The organism is Streptomyces sp. NPDC004658 (assembly GCF_040609555.1).
Taxonomy (GTDB): Bacteria; Actinomycetota; Actinomycetes; order Streptomycetales; family Streptomycetaceae; genus Streptomyces.
In genome coordinates this window covers 1-21,069 of record NZ_JBEXKG010000084.1, presented here as the reverse complement: position 1 = coordinate 21,069, position 21,069 = coordinate 1, and the positions used below count along the sequence as shown (strand labels likewise).

Sequence of the window (21,069 nt, the reverse complement as noted above, 5' to 3'; positions counted from 1 at the left end):
GAGAAGCGGCCGACCCGCTGAGCATGCGCGTCCACCTGGTCACGATGCCGTGGCACCCGCTCGACCTGCCCTCGCTGCAACTGGGCCTGCTCCAGGAGATCGTGCGGCGGGCCCGCCCCGGCGACGAGGTGACCCAGTTCCACGGCTCGCTGCGCTGGGCGGAGTTCCTGCTGGAGCGCTCCGGCGGCCGGCTCCGCCCGGGCGACTACGTCGAGGTCGGCAGCGACGCCGTCTTCCACGGCCTCGGCGACTGGGTCTTCTCCGGCGTGCTGTACGACGACCCCCGCTGGGGCGAGGCCCGGCTGAAGGAGTACGCGGCCGGCCGGGACCTCTTCATCGACACGGCCCTGGCGATGCGCCCGTACGCGGCCGGCTTCATCGACGCCTGCGCCACCGAGGTGCTGGCGGCCGGGCCGGACGTGGTCGGGTTCACCACCACCTTCATGCAGAACGTGCCGTCGCTCGCCCTGGCCCGTGAACTCAAGCGCCGGCGGCCCGAGTTGACGGTCGTCCTCGGCGGCAGCAACTGCGACGGCCCGATGGGCCACGCCCTGCACCGCAACCACCCCTTCGTCGACCACGTGGTCCGCGGCGAGGCCGAGTACGCCTTACCGGCCCTCCTGCACCACCTGGACGCGGGCACCGCCCCGGCGGACGTCCCCGGACTGTGCTGGTGGGACGGTGCGGTATCCCGGGCCAACACGGAATCCCGGCGGACCGTGGCCCCGGCCGACATACCCTCACCCGACTACGACCAGTGGCAGGCCGCCCTGGACGTCTCCCCGGTGCGGGAGCACATCCACCCGAAGCTCGTCGTGGAGGGAGCCCGGGGCTGCTGGTGGGGCGAGAAGCACCACTGCACCTTCTGCGGGCTGAACGGCACGGCCATGGCCTTCCGCGCCAAGCCGGGGGAGCGGCTGTGGGCGGAGATCGGCCGGCTGGTGCGCCGCCACCGCCTCCTCGACGTGGTCACCGTCGACAACATCATCGACATGGCCTACTTCCGCGACTTCCTGCCCCGGGTGGCCGAGAGCGGCTGGGACCTGCGGCTGCACTACGAGGTGAAGTCGAACCTCACCCCCGCCCAGCTCGGGCTCCTCGGCGCCTCCGGCACGGTGCACATCCAGCCCGGCATCGAGAGCCTGGGCAGCCGTGTCCTGGACCTCATGGACAAGGGCGTCACCGGCGCCCGCAACGTCCGCACCCTGCGCGAGTGCGAGAACCACGCCCTGACCTGCTCCTGGAACCTGCTGTACGGCTTCCCCGGCGAGACCGCCGACGACTACACCCCCGTCATCGACCAACTGCCCGCGCTGGTCCACCTCCAGCCGCCGAGCGGCGCCCACCGCATCCAGCTGGAGCGGTTCAGCCCGCACTTCACCGACCCCGGCCTCGGCTTCGGCAAGCGCCGCCCGGCCGCGATGTACCAGCACGTCTACGACCTGCCCGAGGACGAGCTGGCCGACCTCGTCTACCTGTTCGACACCGAGCCGGCGGGCATCGGGGGCCCGGTCGAGGCGCGGTTGAAGGAGGCGGTGGCCGCCTGGCGGGCCGGGCACCAGGACTCCCGCCTGCTGTTCGCACAGGACGGCGCGGAGCTGCTGGTGCACGACCGCCGGTACGGCCGCCCGCCCGCCACCCACCGCTTCACCGGCTGGCGGGCCGCGGCGCTGCGCCGGCTGGAGGACGGCCGGACCGTCCCGGCGCTGCACCGCCAGCTGACGGCCGACGGCCTGGAGGTGCCGGCGCGGGCCCTGGACGCGTGGGTCGACCACGCGTTCGGTCTGGGCCTGCTGTTCCGCGACGGCGCCACGTACGTCTCCCTGCCGACCTGGGGCGCCCCGGTCCGGCTTCCCGAGGGGGCCGGATGAGCGGGGACACGGTGAGCGGGCCGCCCGGCTCCGTGCCGCACCGGCGCACCGGGCGCCGGGTCGAAGCCGCCGAGCCCCTGGACCTCGGCGGCTCGGGCCGTGCGACGGCGGAGGCCGTCCGGTTCCTGCGCGAGTGCCAGGGCCTGGGCCTCAGCGTGAGCTGGCGGGCGACGGGCACACCGTCGTACGACCTCCGCCTGCTGCGCCACCTTCCGCCGCCGGACGAACTGCCCGGCGAGCCGGGCGAGTTGGCGTCCTGGCGGGCCGGCCATGCCTACGGAGCGCTCTACCACCGGCGCGGCCCGGACTTCGTCACCGTCCTCGACCGCAGGGAGCGGGGCACGGCCGTCCGCCTGACCCTGGACCACCCCGCGCTGCACGCCACGTTCCTCCGGCTGCTGGAGCCCACACCCGTCGCCGCGCTGGACGCCGCCGAGCGGGAGGCGCTGGCGCTGCTCGTCGCCGAGCGGCTGGTCCTGACGGGCGGTGGCTGGGCGGTGACCCTGCCCCCGCGCGTCCGTCGGTGGCCGGTGCCCTGCACCGCGATCTGAACAGGACGGCGGGCCTGGCCGACGGTCACCGTCCGCTTCCGGAACGCATCGGGAGCCGCTCGCCGGCACCCGCGCGGAAACCGGCCCACGCGCAAACCGGCATGCGCGGAAACCGGCGAGGGGCGGGTGAAGCGGTGCGCCGGTGGTCAGGATGGAGGCATGGGATTCCATGTCGACTCCGAGGCCGGGCGGCTGCGCCGCGTCATCCTGCACCGGCCGGATCTGGAGCTCAAAAGGCTCACCCCCAGCAACAAGGACGCCCTGCTCTTCGACGACGTGCTCTGGGTGCGCCGGGCGCGCGCCGAGCACGACGGCTTCGCCGACGTCCTGCGCGACCGCGGGGTCGAGGTCCACCTCTTCGGGGACCTGCTCGCCGAGACCCTGGCGCTCCCCGAGGCCCGCGCGCTCGTCCTGGACCGGGTCTTCGACGAGAAGGAGTACGGCCCCCTCGCCACCGACCACCTGCGCGCCGCCTTCGACCGGATGACCCCGGGCGAGCTGGCCGAGGCGCTGGTCGGCGGCATGACCAAGCGCGAGTTCCTGGCCGGGCACGCGGAACCGGCCTCGGTCCGCTTCCACGTCATGGAGCTGGACGACTTCCTGCTGCGCCCGCTGCCCAACCACCTCTTCACCCGCGACACCTCGGCGTGGATCTACGACGGCGTCTCCATCAACGCCATGCGCTGGCCGGCCCGGCAGCGGGAGACCGTCCACTTCGAGGCGATCTACCGGCACCATCCGCTGTTCCGTGACGAAACGTTCCACGTGTGGTCCCGGGGGCAGGCGGACTACCCCTCCACCATCGAGGGCGGTGACGTCCTGGTGATCGGCGACGGGGCGGTCCTGATCGGCATGAGCGAGCGCACCACCCCGCAGGCCGTGGAGATGCTGGCGCACAAGCTGTTCGCGGCCGGCTCCGCGCGCACGATCGTCGCGCTCGACATGCCCAAGCGGCGCGCGTTCATGCATCTCGACACGGTGATGACCATGGTCGACGGCGACACCTTCACCCAGTACGCGTGCCTCGGCATGCTCCGCTCGTACACCATCGAACCGGGCGTGGGGGAACGCGAGCTGAAGGTCACCGACCATCCGCCGGAGCACATGCACCGCGCGATCGCCGCCGCGCTGGGCCTCGGCGAGATCCGGGTGCTGACCGCCACGCAGGACGTGCACGCCGCCGAACGCGAGCAGTGGGACGACGGCTGCAACGTCCTCGCCGTCGAACCCGGTGTCGTCGTCGCCTACGAGCGGAACTCCACCACCAACACGCACCTGCGCAAGCAGGGCATCGAGGTGATCGAGATCCCGGGCAGCGAGCTGGGGCGGGGCCGGGGCGGCCCCCGGTGCATGAGCTGTCCCGTGGAGCGGGACCCCGTATGAGATCGCATAGAAATGTGAAGGGTCGTATAGACTTCCAGAAGTCCCCTGTAGTCGTACCCCTGGAGCGCCCCCCATGGCGACAGTCCCGACCGCCCTCGCCGGCCGCCACTTCCTCAAGGAGCTGGACTTCACCGAGGAGGAGTTCCGCGGTCTGGTCGAGCTGGCCGCCGAGCTGAAGGCCGCCAAGAAGGCCGGGACCGAGACTCCGTACCTGCGGGGCAGGAACATCGCGCTGATCTTCGAGAAGACCTCGACGCGCACCCGCTGCGCGTTCGAGGTCGCCGCCGCCGACCAGGGCGCCCGCACGACCTATCTGGACCCCTCGGGCTCGCAGATCGGCCACAAGGAGTCGGTCAAGGACACCGCGCGCGTGCTGGGCCGGATGTTCGACGGCATCGAGTACCGGGGCGACAGCCAGGCCAAGATCGAGGAACTGGCCGTGTACGCCGGGGTGCCCGTCTACAACGGCCTCACCGACGACTGGCACCCCACCCAGATGCTCGCCGACGTGCTCACCATGACCGAGCACAGCGCCAAGCCGCTGCGGAAGATCGCCTTCGCCTACCTCGGCGACGCCCGCTTCAACATGGGCAACTCCTACCTGGTCACCGGCGCCCTGCTCGGCATGGACGTGCGGATCGTCGCCCCGAAGTCCTACTGGCCCGCCCAGGACGTCGTCGACCGCGCCCGCGCGCTCGCCGAGGCCAGCGGCGCCCGCGTCACCCTCACCGAGGACATCGCCGACGGCGTCCGGGGCGCGGACTTCGTCGCCACCGACGTCTGGGTCTCCATGGGCGAACCCAAGGAGGTGTGGGACGAGCGGATCACGGCCCTCGCCCCCTACGCCGTGACCATGGACGTGCTGCACGCCACCGGCAACCCGGACGTGAAGTTCCTGCACTGCCTGCCGGCCTTCCACGACCTCGGCACCACCGTGGGGCAGTGGATCCACGAGACCCACGGCCTGACGTCGCTGGAGGTGACGGACGAGGTCTTCGAGTCCGCCCACTCGATCGTGTTCGACGAGGCCGAGAACCGCCTGCACACCATCAAGGCGGTGCTGGTGGCCACACTCGGCCGGGAAACCCTTGCCTGACCCGCCTCACCAGCCCTTATCCTGACCGGCGGCCCCGAACCACCCCTTTCCGGAAGCCGCCGCCGCGCCCCTACGACGGGCGCCCGCACCACCAGAAACGAGCACCACCCGCATGCCCGCTCCCCGCATCAAGTCCCCGCACCTGCTCGTCGCCGAATCCGGAGCCGACCGCGAGGGACACGGCCTGAAGCGCACCATGGGCCTCTTCCAGCTCATCTGCTTCGGCGTCGGCGCCATCGTCGGCACCGGCATCTTCGTCGGCCTGTCCGACTCGGTCGCGCAGGCCGGTCCCGCCGTCGTCATCTCCTTCGTCCTCGCCGCGCTGACCTGCGTCTTCACCGCCTTCTCGTTCGCGGAGCTGGGCGGTGCCATCCCGGTCTCCGGCTCCTCGTACTCCTTCGCGTACGCGGGCCTCGGCGAGTCCACCGCCTTCCTGGTCGGCTGGTGCCTGCTGCTGGAGTACGGCATCTCCATCTCGGCCGTCGCCGTCGGCTGGAGCGAGTACGTCAACGAACTGCTGCACAGCCTCACCGGCCTCCAGCTCCCGGCCGCCCTGTCCGCCGGCCCCGGCGACGGCGGCCTGGTCAACCTTCCCGCCGTGCTCGTCATCGCCATGGCGTCCGTGCTGCTGGTGCGCGGGGTGCGCGAGAGCGCCCGGGCCACCGCCGCCATGGCCGCCGTGAAACTCGCGATCCTGCTCGCCTTCTGCGCCATCGGCTACAGCGCGTTCAAGCACGGCAACCTCACCCCGTTCTCCCCGGCCGGCCTCGGCGGCATCGGCGCGGGCACCACCGCCGCGTTCTTCTCCTACATCGGCTTCGACGCGATCACCACCGCCGGCGAGGAGGCGAAGAACCCGCGCCGGGACATCCCGGTCGCGATCATGGTGTGCATGGGGCTCGTGACGCTGCTGTACTGCGCGGTCGGGCTCGCGGCGATCGGCGCCATCGGCGGCGACCGGGTCGCCGGCCGCCCCGCCGCCCTCTCCTACGTCGTCAACGAGGTCACCGGCTCCACCGTCGGCGGCGGGGTCATCGCCTTCGGCGCGGTCGTCGCCATCGCCTCCGTGGTCCTCGCCGTGATGTACGGCCAGACCCGCATCCTGATGTCGATGTCCCGGGACGGCCTGATCCCGCGCGTCTTCGAGAAGGTCAGCCCCAGGACCTCCACGCCGGTCGCCGGCACCCTGATCGTCGCGGTCGTCTTCGCGCTCCCGGCGGCCTTCGCCTCCCTGGACGCCGTGATGAACCTGTGCACCATCGGCACGCTCGCCATCATGGCCGTCGTCAACGTCGTGGTGATCGCCCTGCGCCGCCGCGAACCGGGCCTCGCCCGCAGCTTCCGGGTGCCGCTCTACCCGGTGGCCCCGCTGCTCGGCATCGCCTTCTGCCTGTACCTGATGTACGAGACGGGCTGGCGGACCTGGCTCCAGTTCGCCGTGTTCCTCGCGGTGGGCCTGCTGGTCTACGGCGTCTACGGCCGCCGGCACTCCACGCTGGCGCGGCCGGCCGCCGAGGTCACGCCGGCCGGCGCTGAGCGGGAACCACAGGCAGTCTGAACCAGACCGCCTTGCCCGACGGGGTGGGGCGGTGCCCGCAGGACGAGCTGAGGGCGCGGATCAGCAGCAGCCCGCGCCCGCCCTCCTGCCAGACGTCGGGCTCCTCGATCACGGGCCGGGTCAGGTGCCCGGGCGGCGCCGGGTCCGGGTCGTGCACCTCGACCTGGCAGCCGGTCGGCGCCAGCTCCACCACCAGCTCTATCGGGCCGCGCCCGGCGGTGTGCTCCACCGCGTTGGCCACCAGCTCGGCCGTGAGCAGCTCCGCCGTGTCGCAGTCGGCCACGTGCTGCACCTCGGTGAGGGCCGAGCGCACCAGGGCACGCGCCACGGGCACCGCCGCTGCGGTGTGCGGCAGCGCGATGCGCCAGGAGGCCGATTCGGCGGGGCGTTCGTGCAAGGCGAGTCCGTTCATGGAGCAGGCTGTCCTGCTTTCGACTGTAGGAATGGTACGGGCCCGGCCTCTCGAGGCCGTCGCCGGGCCGTGCCCCGGGGCCCCCGGCCCCGGCACCAGGCGGCCTACCCGCGCGGACGGCCCGCCTCCCCCGCGCGTCCGCACTGTTACGGCGCTGTCGACAACCGGTGACCGATGCGACGGCATCCAGCCGGTCGCCGGGGCCGACCGGGCAGGCATGTCGCGCCCTGGTGACGACAGTCACAAACAGGTGATAACTTCATGGGGTAGAGCAACGTACGGCACCGCCGCCTAGGAGGCCGCACGTCATGAGTCCCTTCACCGGCTCCGCCACCCGCACCGCCGACTGGGCGCACCTGCGGGTCAAGATCGCCGACGGGGTGGCCACCGTCACCCTCGCCCGCCCCGAGAAACTCAACGCGCTCACCTTCGGCGCCTACGCCGACCTGCGCGATCTGCTCGCCGAACTGTCCCGGGAGCGCGCGGTGCGCGCCCTGGTCCTGGCCGGCGAGGGCCGCGGCTTCTGCTCCGGCGGCGACGTGGACGAGATCATCGGCGCCACGCTGGCCATGGACACGGCCCAGCTGCTCGACTTCAACCGGATGACCGGCCAGGTCGTCCGGGCGATCCGCGAATGCCCGTTCCCGGTGATCGCGGCGGTGCACGGCGTCGCGGCCGGCGCGGGTGCGGTGCTCGCCCTGGCGGCCGACTTCCGGATCGCGGACCCCTCGGCCCGCTTCGCCTTCCTCTTCACCCGGGTCGGCCTGTCCGGCGGCGACATGGGCGCGGCCTACCTGCTGCCCCGGGTCGTCGGCCTCGGCCACGCCACCCGCCTGCTGATGCTGGGCGAGCCGGTGCGGGCCCCCGAGGCCGAGCGCATCGGCCTGATCAGCGAGCTGGCGGAGGAGGGCCGGGCCGACGAGACGGCCGCCGAACTGGCCCGCCGGCTGGCCGAGGGCCCGGCCCTGGCCCACGCCCAGACCAAGGCGCTGCTCACGGCCGAACTGGACATGCCCCTGGCGGCCGCGGTGGAACTGGACGCCTCGACCCAGGCCCTGCTGATGAACGGCGAGGACTACGCGGAGTTCCACGCGGCCTTTACGGAGAAGCGCCCGCCGAAGTGGCGGGGGAGGTGAGGTCCGGTGCGCGTGGCGATCATCGGCGGAGGCCCCGGCGGGCTGTACGCCGCGGCCCTGCTGAAACGCCTCGACCCCACCCGCGACGTCACCGTCTGGGAGCGCAACGCCCCCGACGAGACCTTCGGCTTCGGCGTGGTCCTCTCCGACGAGACCCTCGGCGGCATCGAACACGCCGACCCCGTCGTCTACGAGGCCCTGCGGCGCGACTTCGTCCGCTGGAACGACATCGACATAGTGCGCCGCGGCATACGGCACCGCTCCGGCGGCCACGGATTCGCCGCGCTCGGCCGGCACCGGCTGCTGGAGATCCTGCACACACGCTGCCGCTCCCTGGGCGTGGAGCTGCGGTTCTCCACCGAGGCGCCGCCCGTCGACCGGCTCTCGGCGGAGCACGACCTCGTCATCGCCGCCGACGGTGTCCACAGCACCACCCGCGAGACCTACTCCCGTGTGTTCCGCCCCCAGGTGACCGCGCACCACTGCCGCTACATCTGGCTCGCCGCCGACTTCCCCTTCGACGCCTTCCGCTTCGAGATCGCCGAGACCGAACACGGCGTGATGCAACTGCACGGCTACCCCTATGCGGCGGACTCCTCCACGGTGATCATCGAGATGCGCGAGGAGGTCTGGCGGGCCGCGGGACACGACGAACTCACCCCGCAGGAGTCCGTCGAACGCTGCGCCAAGATCTTCGCCGACGCCCTCGGCGGACGCCCCCTGCGCTCCAACAAGTCCGCCTGGACCACCTTCCGTACCGTGGTCAACGACCGCTGGTCGCACGGCAACGTCGTGCTGCTCGGCGACGCGGCCCACACCGCCCACTTCTCCATCGGCTCCGGCACCAAGCTCGCCGTCGAGGACGCCCTCGCCCTGGCCGCCTGTCTGACGGAGCAGCCCGACGTGCCCGGCGCGCTGGCGGCCTACGAGGAGGAGCGCAAGCCCGTCGTCGCCTCCACGCAGCGGGCCGCCCGGGCCAGCCTGGAGTGGTTCGAGAACCTGCGGCTGTACCTGGGCCAGCCGCCCCGCCAGTTCGCCTTCAACCTGCTCACCCGGAGCCGCCGGGTCACCCACGACAACCTCCGGCTGCGCGACGCCCACTTCACCGGGGCCGTGGAGCGCGAGTTCGGCTGCCCGCCCGGCACGCCCCCGATGTTCACGCCGTTCCGGCTGCGCGGCCTGACCCTGCGCAACCGGGTCGTCGTGTCACCGATGGACATGTACTCCGCCGGCGACGGCGTCCCCGGCGACTTCCACCTCGTCCACCTGGGCGCCCGTGCCCTCGGCGGGGCCGGCCTCGTGATGACCGAGATGGTGTGCGTCAGCGAGGAGGGCCGGATCACCCCCGGCTGCGCCGGCCTCTACACCGGCCGGCAGGCCGAGGCGTGGCGGCGGGTCACCGACTTCGTGCACCGCCAGTCCCCGGGCACCGCGATCGGCGTGCAGCTCGGGCACTCCGGCCGCAAGGGCTCCACGAAGCTGATGTGGGAGGGCATGGACGAGCCGCTGCCCAGCGGCAACTGGCCGGTCGTCGCCCCCTCCCCGCTGCCGTACAAGCCGGGCGGCCAGATCCCGCGCCAGCTCTCCCGCGCCCAGCTCACCGACATCCGCGAGCAGTTCGCGGCGGCGGCCTGGCGGGCCGCCCGGGCCGGCTTCGACCTGCTCGAACTGCACTGCGCCCACGGCTATCTGCTCTCCGGTTTCCTCTCCCCGCTCACCAACCACCGCACCGACGCCTACGGCGGCTCCCTGGAGAAGCGGCTGCGGTTCCCGCTGGAGGTCTTCGACGCCGTCCGCGCGGTGTGGCCGGCCGAGCGGCCGATGACGGTGCGGATCTCGGCGACCGACTGGGCGGAGGGCGGGACGACCGCCGAGGACGCCGTCGGGATCGCCCGCGCCTTCGCCGCGCACGGCGCCGACGCCATCGACGTCTCCACCGGGCAGGTGGTGGCCGAGGAGCGGCCGGAGTTCGGGCGGTCGTACCAGACGCCGTTCGCCGACCGGATCCGGCACGAGGTCCGCGTCCCGGTGATCGCGGTCGGCGCGATCTCCTCGTGGGACGACGTCAACTCGCTGATCCTGGCCGGGCGGGCGGATCTGTGCGCGCTGGCCCGGCCGCACCTGTACGACCCGCACTGGACCCTGCACGCGGCGGCCGAACAGGGCTACGAGGGACCCGGCGCACCCTGGCCGGCCCCCTACCGGGCGGGCAGCCGCCCCCTGCGTACCGGCCGCACGGACGCGCCCCGGCCCCGGCTCTCCCTCAGCCTCGAACCCTAGCCAGGCCCTGTCGTTCGGATCGGGCCGGCCACGGGGAACGGTGTCACAGCCCCGCGAACTCCGCGCCCGCGTCGCGCAGCCGTTCGTGCAGGCGGCGGAAGACCTGGGCCGAGCGGACGCCCGGCCAGTTCGCCGGGAGGAGGTCGGTGGGCAGGCCCGGGTCGGTGTAGGGCAGGTGGCGCCAGGAGTCGAGGGCGAGGAGGTAGTCGTGGTACGCCTCCTGGGGCGGGGTGCCCGGCCGGCGTTCCCAGGCCTGGAGCGCGGGCGCGTGCGCGTCCAGGAAGCGCTCGTGCTCCTTGGCGATCGCGGCCAGGTCCCACCAGCGGCCCACCGCCTCGGCCGTGGCCGCGAAGCCCAGGTGCTCGCCGCGGAAGAAGTCCACGTACGCGTCCAGGCGCAGCCGGCGCAGGGTGTGCTCCGTCTCCTCGTACAGCCGGGCCGGTGCGATCCACACCCCCGGGGCCGCCGTGCCGAAGCCCAGGCCGGCCAGCCGGGAGCGCAGCACGTGCCGCTTCTGCCGCTCCGACTCCGGGACCGAGAACACCGCGAGCACCCAGCCCTCGTCCGCGACGGGCGCGTCCGCGTAGATGCGCCGGTCCCCGTCCTCCAGCAACTGCCGTGCCTCGGCGGAGAGTTCGTAGCCGGCCGCGCCGGACTCGGTGCGGGCCGGCAGCAGCAGGCCGCGCCGTTTGAGCCGGGACACCGACGAGCGCACGGAGGGAGCGTCCACGCCGACCGCGGCCAGGAGCCGGATCAGCTCGGCGACGGGCACCGGGCCGGGCATGAAGCGGCCGTACGCGCCGTAGAGCGTGACGATGAGGGACCTGGGGGCGTGCTGCTCGGACACGTTGATCATTTTAGGTCGTCGGCATCACTGCTGGTCACCTCCGGTGCGCAGCCGGAACCGCTGCAGCTTGCCGGTGGCCGTGCGGGGCAGCGCGTCGAGGAACACGAACTCGCGCGGGCACTTGTAGGGCGCCAGCTGGGAGGTGAGGAACGCGCGCAGGGCCTCCGGGTCGCGCCGGGCCCCGGCGCGCAGCACCGTGTAGGCGATCGCCACCTGGCCGCGGGCCTCGTCGGGGCGGCCGACGACCGCCGTCTCGGCCACGTCCGGATGGCGCAGCAGCGCCTCCTCCACCTCGGGGCCCGCGATGTTGTACCCGGCGGAGATGATCATGTCGTCGGCGCGGGCCACGTAGCGGAAGTAGCCGTCGGCCTCGCGGACGTAGGTGTCGCCGGTGACGTTCCAGCCCCCCTGGACGTAGTGCCGCTGCCGGGGGTCGGCCAGGTAGCGGCAGCCGACCGGGCCGCGGACGGCCAGGAGGCCGGGCTCGCCGTCGGGCACGGGCTTGCCGTCGGCGTCCTGGACGCGTGCCTGCCAGCCCGGCACCGGCAGTCCCGTGGTCCCGGGCCGGATGTGCTCGTCGGCGGCGGAGATGAAGATGTGCAGCAGTTCGGTGGCGCCGATGCCGTTGATGAGGCGCAGGCCCGTGCGGTCGTGCCAGGCCCGCCAGGTGGCCGTGGGCAGGTTCTCGCCGGCCGACACGCACCGCCGCAGGGACGACACGTCGTAGGTGTCCAGCTCGTCCAGCATGGTGCGGTAGGCGGTGGGCGCGGTGAAGAGGACGGAGACGCGGTGCTCGGCTATCGCGGGCAGCAGTTGCCGGGGGCCCGCCTGTTCGAGGAGCAGGGCGCTGGCCCCGGCCCGCAGCGGGAAGACCACCAGTCCGCCGAGGCCGAAGGTGAAGCCCAGCGGGGGGCTGCCGGCGAAGACGTCGTCCTCATGGGGGCGCAGCACATGCCGTGAGAACGTGTCGGCTATGGCCAGCACGTCCCGGTGGAAGTGCATGCACCCTTTCGGGCGACCCGTCGTGCCGGAGGTGAACGCGATCAGGGCGACGTCGTCGGAGGCGGTGTCCACCGCCGGGTAGGGGTCCGCGGGCGCCGGCCGGCACAGCAGGTCGTCGGGGGTGTCACCGCCGTACGTCGTGATCCGCAGCCCGGGTATCGAGGCCTTCGCCAGGTCGTCCACCACCCGGATGTCGCACAGGGCGTGCCCCACCCGGGCGATCTCGCACAGGGTCGCCAGCTCGTGCGGGCGCTGCTGGGCCAGCACGGTGACCGCGACCGCGCCCGCCTTCAGCACGGCCAGCCAGCAGGCGGCGAGCCAGGGCGTGGTGGGGCCGCGCAGCAGCACCCGGTTGCCCGGGACCACGCCCAGGGAGCCCGTGAGCAGGTGCGCGATCCGGTCGACCCGCGTGCGCAGTTCCCCGTAGCTCCAGGTGGGGCCGTCGGGGGTGTGGAACGCCGGGCGGGCCGGGTCGGCGTGGTCGAGGAGTTCGGCGGCGCAGTTCAGCCGGTCGGGGTAGCGCAGCTCCGGCAGGTCGAACCGCAGCTCGGGCCACTCGTGCGGCGGGGGCAGGTGGTCGCGCGCGAAGGTGTCGACGTGGGCCGAGAGATGCATGGTGGTCCGCCCCCTTGCCGTGACAGGTGTCCGCGACCGATGTCCGAACGGGCTTGCTGGTGGGCTCGCGCATCGAGCGTATCGCCTTGGTGACGGCAGTCAACTGTGCGCGATAACGTCGGGAGGTGGGTAGGGAAGGGCGTGGGGACGGCCATGGGCCCGCCCCGGAGGGAGGACCGGCTGTGTCCGCATTCTCACTCGGACCGGAGCAGACCGCCTGGTGTGCCGAGCTGCGCGAGCTGGCCGCCGAACGGCTGCGCCCGCTCGCCGGCCAGGGGGAACCCGGCCGTGTCAACCGGTCGCTCCTCGCCGAACTCGGCCGACTGGGCCTGCTCGCACGCCTGTTCGACTCCGGTGCGCTGGACCTGTGCCTGATGCGGGAGTCCCTGGCCCAGGCCTGCACCGAGGCCGAGACCGCCCTCGCCCTCCAGGGACTCGGCGCCCACCCGGTGCACGCCCACGGGACCCCGGCCCAGCGGGAGCGCTGGCTGCCCCGGGTCGCCGACGGCAGCGCGGTCGCCGCCTTCGCGCTCAGCGAGCCGGGCGCCGGCTCGGACGCGGCGGCCCTGGCTCTCATGGCCGAGCCCGACGGCGGGGGCTGGCGGCTCACCGGCGCCAAGTGCTGGATCTCCAACGCCCCCGAGGCCGACTTCTACACCGTCTTCGCCCGCACCACGCCCGGCGCCGGAGCCCGCGGGGTGACCGCCTTCCTCGTCCCCGCCGACCGGCCCGGACTCACCGGCAGCCCGCTGGAGATGATCTCGCCGCACCCCATCGGCACCCTCGGCTTCGACGCCGTCCCGGTCACCGCCGCCGATGTGCTCGGCGAGCCCGACCGCGGCTTCGCCGTCGCCATGGGCACCCTCAACCTCTTCCGCCCCAGCGTCGGCGCCTTCGCGGTCGGCATGGCCCAGGCGGCGCTGGACGCCACCGTGGCCCACACCAGCCGGCGCGAGGCCTTCCACGGCACACTGATGGACCTTCAGGCCGTGGCCCACCAGGTCGCCGAGATGGCCCTGCGCACCGAGGCGGCCCGGCTCATGGTGTACGCGGCCGCTGCGGCCCACGACGCCGGAGCCGCCGACGTGCCGCGGCGCGCCGCGATGGCCAAGCTGCTCGCCACCGAGACCGCGCAGTACGTCGTCGACACCGCCGTCCAGCTGCACGGCGCCCGCGCCCTGCGCCGCGGCCACCTCCTCGAACACCTCTACCGCGAGGTGCGCGCCCCCCGCATCTACGAGGGCGCCAGCGAGGTCCAGCGCGGCATCATCGCCAAGGAGTTGTACGCCACGGCCCGGAAGGAGGCACGGTGACGACCGAGCGCGTCAACCCGCCCGAGCTGTCCCCGCCCACGGGCTTCTCGCACGCCGTCGTCGCGGCCGGCTCGCGCGTGGTGTTCCTCGCCGGGCAGACCGCCCTGGACACCGACGGCAAGATCACCGGCGACACGCTGCCCGAGCAGTTCGCGAAGGCCCTCGGCAACCTCCTCACCGCCCTGCGCGCGGCCGGCGGCGCCCCCGCCGACCTGGCCCGGGTCACCGTCTACGCCACGGACGTCGCCGCCTACCGCGCCCACGCGCGCGAACTGGGCCGGATCTGGCGGGAGTCGGCGGGCCGCGACTATCCGGCGATGGCCGTCGTGGAGGTCGTACGCCTGTGGGACGAGCGGGCGCTGGTGGAGCTGGACGGGTTCGCCGTCCTGCCGTAGCCCCCGGTGGCGTCCGGCCGTACCCCGTGTGACCTGGCCCGTTCGGTTTCATGACGCGCCACCGATGGGGTGACGGTCACGTCCGCCGACCCGGCCGCCCGGTACCAGTGGAGACCCTCGAACCCCTGGAACCGGGAGGTACCCCGTGCCCGTACGCCCCCTCCTCGCCTCGGCCCTCGGTGCCGCGGCCCTGCTGTGCGCCGCCGTCACCCCGGCCTGCGCCGACCCCGCCGAGCTGATCACCGTCGACCCCGTCGGCCGGATCGCGCCCGACGGCACGGTGACGCTGTCCGGCACCTACCGCTGCACCGGCGGCACCGGGCCGGTGTTCGTCAGTTCCTCGGTCAGTCAGGGCGACGCCCGCCTCCGGCACGGCGTCGGCGGCGGCACCGCCCGGTGCGACGGTGCCGAGCACCGCTGGGAGAACTCCGGCAAGGTCACGCCCGGGGCGCTGAAGGCGGGGACGGCGCGGGTGGAGGCCACGCTCACCGAGCTGCGCCCGTCGGGCATCCTCCTGCTGCCGGCGTTCCACGCGGTGACGGACCGGACCGTCACGCTCACCCAGGAGTGACGCCGGACGCGGCACCCCGTCACAGGCGGCCGGCCCCGTCCCGGTCCGGCGGAGCCGTCCTGCGCCGGACCACCGGGGCGCCCGGCCGGCGCAGGGCGGCGACGAACTTGTAGCGGGAACCCCGGTACACCGAGCGGACCCATTCCACCGGGGTGCCCGCCGCGTCCCGCGAGTGCCGGGACAGCAGCAGCATCGGCAGCCCCACGTCGGTGCCCAGCAGTTGGGCCTCGCGCGGGGTCGACAGCGAGGTCTCGATGGTCTCGTCGGCCTCGGCGAGATGGACGCCGTACACCTCGGCGAGCGCCGTGTAGAGCGACGGGCAGGTGGCCAGGGAACGGCGCAGGCCCGGGAAGCGGCGCACGGACAGATGGGTCGTCTCGATCGCCATCGGGTCGCCGCTGGCCAGCCGCAGCCGCTCGATGCGCAGCACCTTCTCGCCGATGGCGATGCCCAGCAGGCCCGCCAGCTTCTCGTCCGCCGGGACCTCCCCGATGTCCAGCGTCTGCGAGGCGGGCGTGAGGCCCTGGGCCCGCATGTCCTCGGTGTGCGAGGTGAGGTGGAGCGTGCGGTAGAGCTTGGGCTGGGCGACGAAGGTGCCCTTGCCCTGGATCCGGTCGAGCCGGCCCTCGCCCACGAGTTCCTGGAGCGCCTGCCGCACGGTGGTCCGCGAGGTGTCGAACCGGACGGCGAGCAGACGTTCCGCGGGCATGGCCGAACCGGGCTGCAGCGCCTCGGCCATGGAGAGCAGCTGCTGCTTGATCCGGTAGTACTTCGGCACGCGCGCGGTGCGGCCGGACGCCCCCCTGTACGGCTGGGCGCTGCTGACGTCGGTGGTCATGCCTGCCTTCCCGGCTGTGTCGACGGTCTCCCGTTATAGCGAGCAACAGCCCTATGGTCTAGTCCAAATGAACGGTCCGGGCGAAAGGGACGGAATGCGGACGGACGCGCTCCGGTGACTTTCTCGTAACGGCCCGGACCGGCTTTCCGAACCACCCTTGACACTCCAAAAGGTCTAGGCCAAGCTCCACCGTACTGGTCTACACCATTAGTGGCCAGGTCCCGAGCCCTACGTGCAACAGCGTCGTACGCAGGTCACCGCCGAGGGCGTGGGGGGTTAGTGGCATCCCTGAGGAGGGTGGCGTGAAGCGCAAGCTTGCGGCCGCGATCGTGATCGCGGGCATGATGGTCTCCGTGTCGGCGTGCGGCGGGGACGACGGCGACGACAGCGGCAAGAACGCGGGACCGGACAGCTTCAAGGGCCAGACCCTGACGGTCTGGGCGATGGACGGCTCCACGCCGGACCAGTGGGTCAAGGACGTCACGGCCGCGTTCGAGAAGAAGACCGGCGCCAAGCTGAAGTTCGAGACGCAGAAGTGGGACGGGATCCAGCAGAAGATCACCACCGCCCTCTCCGAGTCCAACCCGCCGGACGTGCTGGAGGTCGGCAACACCCAGACCCCGGCCTACGCGGCCACCGGCGGCCTCGCCGACCTGAGCGACCTGAAGAAGGAGATCGGCGCCGACTGGACGCCGTCGGTCTCGCAGTCCTCCGTCTACGACGGCAAGCAGTACGCCGCCCCCTGGTACTTCGCCAACCGCGTCGTCATCTACAACAAGAAGATCTGGGCCAAGGCCGGCATCAAGGACACCCCGAAGACCCGGGACGAGTTCTTCAAGGACCTGGAGGCCATCGGCAAGAAGACCGACGCCGAGCCGCTCTACCTGCCCGGCCAGAACTGGTACTTCTTCGACGGCCTGACCATCGGCCAGGGCGCCGACCTGGTGAAGAAGGACGGCGACAAGTACGTCTCCAACCTCGGTGACCCCAAGGTCGCCAAGGCCATGGAGATCTACAAGAAGTACGCCTCCTACTCCAAGGCCCCCAAGGACAAGGACGAGGCCACCCCGCAGCAGGCCGAGGTCTTCGCCAAGGGCAAGACCGGCGCGTTCATCGGCATGGGCTGGGAGGCCGGTACGGCCGTCACCGCCAACAAGGCCATCGAGAAGGACCTCGGCTACTTCACCATTCCCGGTGAGAGCGCCGACAAGCCCGAGGGCGTCTTCCTCGGCGGCTCCAACCTCGCCGTCGCCGAGGGCAGCAAGAAGCAGGCCCTGGCCAAGGAGTTCCTGAAGATCGCCCTGTCCGACCAGTACGAGGGCGAACTGGCCAAGCTCAACGGCGTCATCCCGAACAAGCAGTCCCTGGAGTCGAACCTCAAGGGCAACGCCGTCGCCGAGGCCGCCGCCCCCGGTGCCGCGGTCGGTGGCACCACCCCGCTGATCCCCGAGTGGGGCGCGGTGGAGAACAACCCGAACCCGATCAAGTCGTACATGACGGCCGTGCTGAACGGCAAGTCCCCGGCGGACGCCGCCAAGCAGGTCGAGGGCGAGATCAACAAGCGCCTGGCCCAGCAGAACTGATGACCGCGCCGGGGGCGCCGCGCTCGCGCCCCCGGCTCACCTGTGTCGTCCGTACGGCCACGGAAGAGATGGCAACTCATGTCAGTGCAGACCGAAGGCACGGACACGGCCGGGGAGCCCGCTGTCCGCAAGGCCCGGGTGCCGGCCCCGCCGCGCGGTGACAGCCGCACCGCCGGCGCCCCGTCCCGGCGCGGAGCCGCCGCCCCCTACCTGCTCCTGCTGCCCGCGCTGCTGGCCACCGCGGTGCTCCTCGGCTGGCCCCTGGTCAAGAACGGCATGCTGTCGTTCCAGAACCTCAACCCGCGCCAGCTCATCCAGCACCTCACCGAGTGGAACGGCGTCGACAACTACCGGGAGGTGCTGAGCGGCGGGGACTTCTGGCGCGTCGTCGAGCGCTCCGTCTTCTTCACCGCCGTCAACGTCGCACTGATCATGGTGCTCGGCACCCTGGTCGGCCTGCTGCTGGCCCGCCTCGGTGCCAAGATGCGGCTGCTGCTGATGATCGGTCTCGTCCTCGCGTGGGCCATGCCGGTCATCGCGGCCACCACCGTCTACCAGTGGCTGTTCGCCCAGCGCTTCGGTGTCGTCAACTGGGTGCTGGACAAGCTCGGCTGGCACTCCATGGCCGACCACAACTGGCTCCAGACCCAGTTCTCCACCTTCGCCGTGATCACCCTGCTCCTGGTCTGGCAGTCCATACCCTTCGTGGCGATCAACCTCTACGCGGCCACCACCACGATCCCCCGCGAGCTGTACGAGGCCGCCTCCCTGGACGGCGCCGGCGCCTGGAAGAGCTTCACCTCGGTGACCCTGCCGTTCCTGCGGCCCTTCCTGTACGCCACGACCTTCCTCGAAGTCATCTGGATCTTCAAGGCGTTCCCACAGATCTTCGCGATGAACGAGGGCGGCCCCGACCACCTCACCGAGACCCTGCCGATCTACGCCTACGTCGAGGGTGTCGGCAACCAGCACTTCGGAGTCGGCGCCGCCATCTCCTTCCTGACCATCCTGGTCCTGCTCGTCATCACCTCGTACTACCTGCGCATGGTGCTCAAGCAAGAGGAGGACGAGCTGTGAAGCGCTCGCTCTTCGGCCGCTTCTGGCCCAACGCGACCGCCGTCGTCCTCTTCGTCGGCTTCGTGTTCCCCGTGTACTGGATGTTCGCCACGGCCTTCAAGCCGACCGGCGACATCATCGCCGAGGACCCGGTGTGGTTCCCGACCGACGCCACCCTCGAACACTTCAAGAAGGCCGTCGACGCCGACCACTTCTGGACCCTGGTCGTCAACTCCGTCACCGTCACGGTCCTGTCGGTCGTCTTCTCGCTCGTCATCGCCCTGTTCGCCGCCTTCGCCCTCGCGCGGATGCGGTTCAAGGGCCGGCGCGGCCTCATCGTGACGTTCATGCTGGCGCAGATGGCCCCCTGGGAGGTCATGATCATCGCCATCTACATGATCGTCCGGGACAACGACATGCTCAACAGCCTCGTCCCGCTCACCGTCTTCTACACGGTGATGGTGCTCCCGCTGACCCTCCTCACGCTGCGCGGCTACGTCGCCGCCGTGCCCAAGGAGCTGGAGGAGTCGGCGATGATCGACGGCTGCACCCGCACCCAGGCCTTCATCAAGGTGATCTTCCCGCTGCTCGCGCCCGGTCTGATGGCGACCTCGCTGTTCGGCTTCGTCACCGCCTGGAACGAGTTCCCGCTCGTCCTGATCCTCAACAAGGACATCGAGAAGCAGACCCTGCCGCTGTGGCTGTCCCAGTTCCAGACCGCCTTCGGCGACGACTGGGGCGCCACCATGGCCGCCTCGTCCCTGTTCGCGCTGCCCATCCTGATCCTCTTCATCTTCCTGCAACGCAAGGCTGTCAGCGGTCTCACCGACGGCGCCGTGAAGGGATGACGCCCCGATGACCACCATCGCCACCACCGCGTCCGGCAGCGGCTCCGCCGCGGGCGACGCCCTCGCCCGGGACGCCCTCGCGGTGCTGCAACCGGGGTTCGACGGCACCACCGCGCCCGACTGGGTGCGCCGCCGCATCGGCGAGGGCCTCGCCTCCGTCGCCCTGTTCGGCCGCAACGTCGTCGGCGAGGAGCAGGTCAGCGCGCTCACCCGGCAGCTGCGCGCCGAACGCGACGACCTGCTGGTCGCCATCGACGAGGAGAGCGGCGACGTCACCCGCCTCGACGTGCGCACCGGCTCCTCCTTCCCCGGCAACCACGCCCTCGGCGCTGTCGACGACCCCGCTCTCACCCGGGCCGTCTCCCGGGAACTGGGCCGGCGCCTGGCCGCCTGCGGCGTCACCTTCGACTGGGCGCCCTCCGCCGACGTCAACGCCAACCCCGACAACCCCGTCATCGGCGTCCGCTCCTTCGGCGCGAGCCCCGACCTGGTGGCCCGGCACACCGCCGCCTGGGTCGAGGGCCTTCAGTCCACCGGCGTCGCCGCCTGCACCAAGCACTTCCCCGGCCACGGCGACACCAACGTCGACTCCCACCACGCCGTACCCCGCATCGACGTCGACGCCGACACCCTGTACGAGCGCGAACTGCCCCCGTTCCGCGCGGCCATCGCCGCCGGCACCCGGGCCGTCATGAGCGCCCACATCCTCGTCCCCGCCCTGGACCCCGACCGCCCCGGCACCCTGTCCCGGCGCGTCCTCACCGACCTGCTGCGCGGCGAGCTCGGCTACCAGGGCCTGATCGTCACCGACGGCATGGAGATGCGGGCGATCGCCGGCACCTACGGCCTGGAGCACGGGGTGGTCCTCGCCATCGCGGCCGGCGCCGACGCCATCTGCGTGGGCGGCGGACTGTGCGACGAGGGCACCGTGCTGAAGCTGCGGGACGCCCTCGTGGCCGCCGTACGCTCCGGGGAACTGCCCGAGGAACGGCTCGCCGACGCGGCGGCCCGGGTCCGCGACCTGGCCGCCTGGACCGTCGCGGCCCGCGGCGACGCCGAGAAGACCCCGGCCGACCCGGAGATCGGCCTCGTCGCGGCCCGCCGCGCGCTGACCGTGACCCGCGCGGGCGCCGCCGCACCGGTCACCGCACCGGTGTACGTCGCCCAGTTCAACCCCGCCCCGAACATCGCCGTCGGCGACCAGACCCCCTGGGGCGTCGCCGCCGAGCTGGAGCGGCGGCTGCCCGGCAGCGCCTCCGGCTCCTTCACCGGCGAGGGTGCCGGTGCCGCCGTCCTCGACGCGGCGGGCGGACGCCGGATCGTCGCCGTGGTCCGCGACGAACACCGGCACGACTGGATGGGCTCCGCGCTCGACACCCTGCTCGCCGCCCGGCCCGACACCGTCGTCGTCGAGATGGGCCTGCCCCAGGCCCCGCCGCGCGGCGCCCTGCACATCGCCACCTACGGCGCCGCCCGGGTCTGCGGTGTGGCGGCGGCGGAAGCCGTCGTCGCGGGCTGACCCACGACCCCACCGGCCGCCCCCCGCGGGGGGGGGGCCCCCCCGGGGAACCCCCGCCCGGGGGGGCCCCGCGGGGGCCACCCCCGCCGGCGCGCGGCCCCCCACCGGGTCAGCTCATGCCGGTTGGACAGCTGGAGCTTGCGCAGGACGGCCGAGACATGGGACTCCACCGTCTTCACGGAGATGAACAGCTGC

At 72.5% G+C, this 21,069-nt stretch carries 18 protein-coding genes and 1 pseudogene; 14 read left to right on the top strand and 5 right to left on the bottom strand.

The features are described 5' to 3' along the window. The first annotated feature begins 23 nt into the window (after positions 1-23). From ABZV94_RS25475 to ABZV94_RS25455, 5 genes are all read left to right on the top strand, one after another. Positions 24-1,871 (top strand): RiPP maturation radical SAM C-methyltransferase, encoded by a 1,848-nt coding sequence (locus ABZV94_RS25475; RefSeq protein WP_356344051.1) that lies wholly within the window; start codon positions 24-26, stop codon positions 1,869-1,871. After that, positions 1,868-2,422 (top strand): DUF5825 family protein, encoded by a 555-nt coding sequence (locus tag ABZV94_RS25470; protein ID WP_356344049.1) that lies wholly within the window; start codon positions 1,868-1,870, stop codon positions 2,420-2,422. The genes ABZV94_RS25475 and ABZV94_RS25470 overlap by 4 nt, the downstream gene beginning before the upstream one ends. Before the next feature lie 159 nt (positions 2,423-2,581). After that, on the top strand, positions 2,582-3,805 hold the full coding sequence (locus ABZV94_RS25465) for an arginine deiminase (RefSeq protein WP_356344047.1): 1,224 nt from the start codon (positions 2,582-2,584) through the stop codon (positions 3,803-3,805). A 73-nt stretch (positions 3,806-3,878) separates the two neighbouring features. Further along, a complete protein-coding gene (gene argF, locus ABZV94_RS25460) occupies positions 3,879-4,901 on the top strand; it encodes an ornithine carbamoyltransferase (RefSeq protein WP_356344046.1) in 1,023 nt (340 codons plus the stop codon). Between the two features lie 112 nt (positions 4,902-5,013). Continuing rightward, positions 5,014-6,459 (top strand): amino acid permease, encoded by a 1,446-nt coding sequence (locus tag ABZV94_RS25455; protein ID WP_356344044.1) that lies wholly within the window; start codon positions 5,014-5,016, stop codon positions 6,457-6,459. On the opposite strand, the gene ABZV94_RS25450 is transcribed toward ABZV94_RS25455, so the two are convergent. Next, complete coding sequence (locus tag ABZV94_RS25450) at positions 6,419-6,871, bottom strand: ATP-binding protein (protein ID WP_356344041.1); 453 nt, start codon at positions 6,869-6,871, stop codon at positions 6,419-6,421. The two genes, ABZV94_RS25455 and ABZV94_RS25450, sit on opposite strands and share 41 nt — an antisense overlap. Before the next feature lie 308 nt (positions 6,872-7,179). Here ABZV94_RS25450 and ABZV94_RS25445 point away from each other — a divergent pair, with 308 nt between their 5' ends. Then, a complete protein-coding gene (locus ABZV94_RS25445) occupies positions 7,180-8,007 on the top strand; it encodes an enoyl-CoA hydratase family protein (RefSeq protein WP_356344039.1) in 828 nt (275 codons plus the stop codon). A 6-nt stretch (positions 8,008-8,013) separates the two neighbouring features. Beyond that, positions 8,014-10,287, top strand: a complete 2,274-nt coding sequence (locus tag ABZV94_RS25440; RefSeq protein ID WP_356344037.1) for a bifunctional salicylyl-CoA 5-hydroxylase/oxidoreductase — start codon at positions 8,014-8,016, stop codon at positions 10,285-10,287. Positions 10,288-10,330: 43 nt separating this feature from the next. Here ABZV94_RS25440 and ABZV94_RS25435 read toward each other — a convergent pair whose 3' ends face one another. Then, positions 10,331-11,143, bottom strand: a complete 813-nt coding sequence (locus ABZV94_RS25435; protein WP_356344035.1) for a PaaX family transcriptional regulator C-terminal domain-containing protein — start codon at positions 11,141-11,143, stop codon at positions 10,331-10,333. A gap of 15 nt (positions 11,144-11,158) precedes the next feature. Beyond that, the gene (locus tag ABZV94_RS25430; RefSeq protein ID WP_356344033.1) at positions 11,159-12,751 is read right to left on the bottom strand and encodes an AMP-binding protein; all 1,593 of its coding nucleotides are present in this window, start codon (positions 12,749-12,751) and stop codon (positions 11,159-11,161) included. Between the two features lie 182 nt (positions 12,752-12,933). Here ABZV94_RS25430 and ABZV94_RS25425 point away from each other — a divergent pair, with 182 nt between their 5' ends. From ABZV94_RS25425 to ABZV94_RS25415, 3 genes are all read left to right on the top strand, one after another. Continuing rightward, complete coding sequence (locus ABZV94_RS25425; protein ID WP_356344030.1) at positions 12,934-14,064, top strand: acyl-CoA dehydrogenase family protein; 1,131 nt, start codon at positions 12,934-12,936, stop codon at positions 14,062-14,064. Continuing rightward, on the top strand, positions 14,061-14,459 hold the full coding sequence (locus ABZV94_RS25420) for a RidA family protein (protein WP_356344027.1): 399 nt from the start codon (positions 14,061-14,063) through the stop codon (positions 14,457-14,459). Before ABZV94_RS25425 ends, ABZV94_RS25420 begins: the two co-directional genes overlap by 4 nt. A 145-nt stretch (positions 14,460-14,604) precedes the next feature. Continuing rightward, positions 14,605-15,030 (top strand): DUF6299 family protein, encoded by a 426-nt coding sequence (locus ABZV94_RS25415; RefSeq protein ID WP_356344024.1) that lies wholly within the window; start codon positions 14,605-14,607, stop codon positions 15,028-15,030. 19 nt (positions 15,031-15,049) lie between these two features. Here ABZV94_RS25415 and ABZV94_RS25410 read toward each other — a convergent pair whose 3' ends face one another. Next, the gene (locus ABZV94_RS25410) at positions 15,050-15,868 is read right to left on the bottom strand and encodes a GntR family transcriptional regulator (RefSeq protein WP_356344022.1); all 819 of its coding nucleotides are present in this window, start codon (positions 15,866-15,868) and stop codon (positions 15,050-15,052) included. A 302-nt stretch (positions 15,869-16,170) separates the two neighbouring features. Between ABZV94_RS25410 and ABZV94_RS25405 the strand changes: the two genes are divergently transcribed. The 4 genes from ABZV94_RS25405 (at position 16,171) to ABZV94_RS25390 (ending at position 20,874) form a co-directional block, all read left to right on the top strand. Continuing rightward, positions 16,171-17,451, top strand: a complete 1,281-nt coding sequence (locus ABZV94_RS25405; RefSeq protein WP_356344020.1) for an extracellular solute-binding protein — start codon at positions 16,171-16,173, stop codon at positions 17,449-17,451. Between the two features lie 78 nt (positions 17,452-17,529). After that, positions 17,530-18,528, top strand: coding sequence for a sugar ABC transporter permease (locus ABZV94_RS25400; RefSeq protein ID WP_356344017.1), 999 nt, complete (start codon positions 17,530-17,532; stop codon positions 18,526-18,528). Continuing rightward, on the top strand, positions 18,525-19,355 hold the full coding sequence (locus ABZV94_RS25395) for a carbohydrate ABC transporter permease (RefSeq protein WP_356344015.1): 831 nt from the start codon (positions 18,525-18,527) through the stop codon (positions 19,353-19,355). The genes ABZV94_RS25400 and ABZV94_RS25395 overlap by 4 nt, the downstream gene beginning before the upstream one ends. Positions 19,356-19,362: 7 nt before the next feature. Then, positions 19,363-20,874, top strand: a complete 1,512-nt coding sequence (locus ABZV94_RS25390) for a glycoside hydrolase family 3 protein (protein WP_356344012.1) — start codon at positions 19,363-19,365, stop codon at positions 20,872-20,874. Between the two features lie 86 nt (positions 20,875-20,960). Here the strand turns inward: ABZV94_RS25390 and ABZV94_RS25385 are convergent. Continuing rightward, a pseudogene (locus ABZV94_RS25385) lies at positions 20,961-21,069 on the bottom strand (LuxR C-terminal-related transcriptional regulator); the annotation flags it as partial.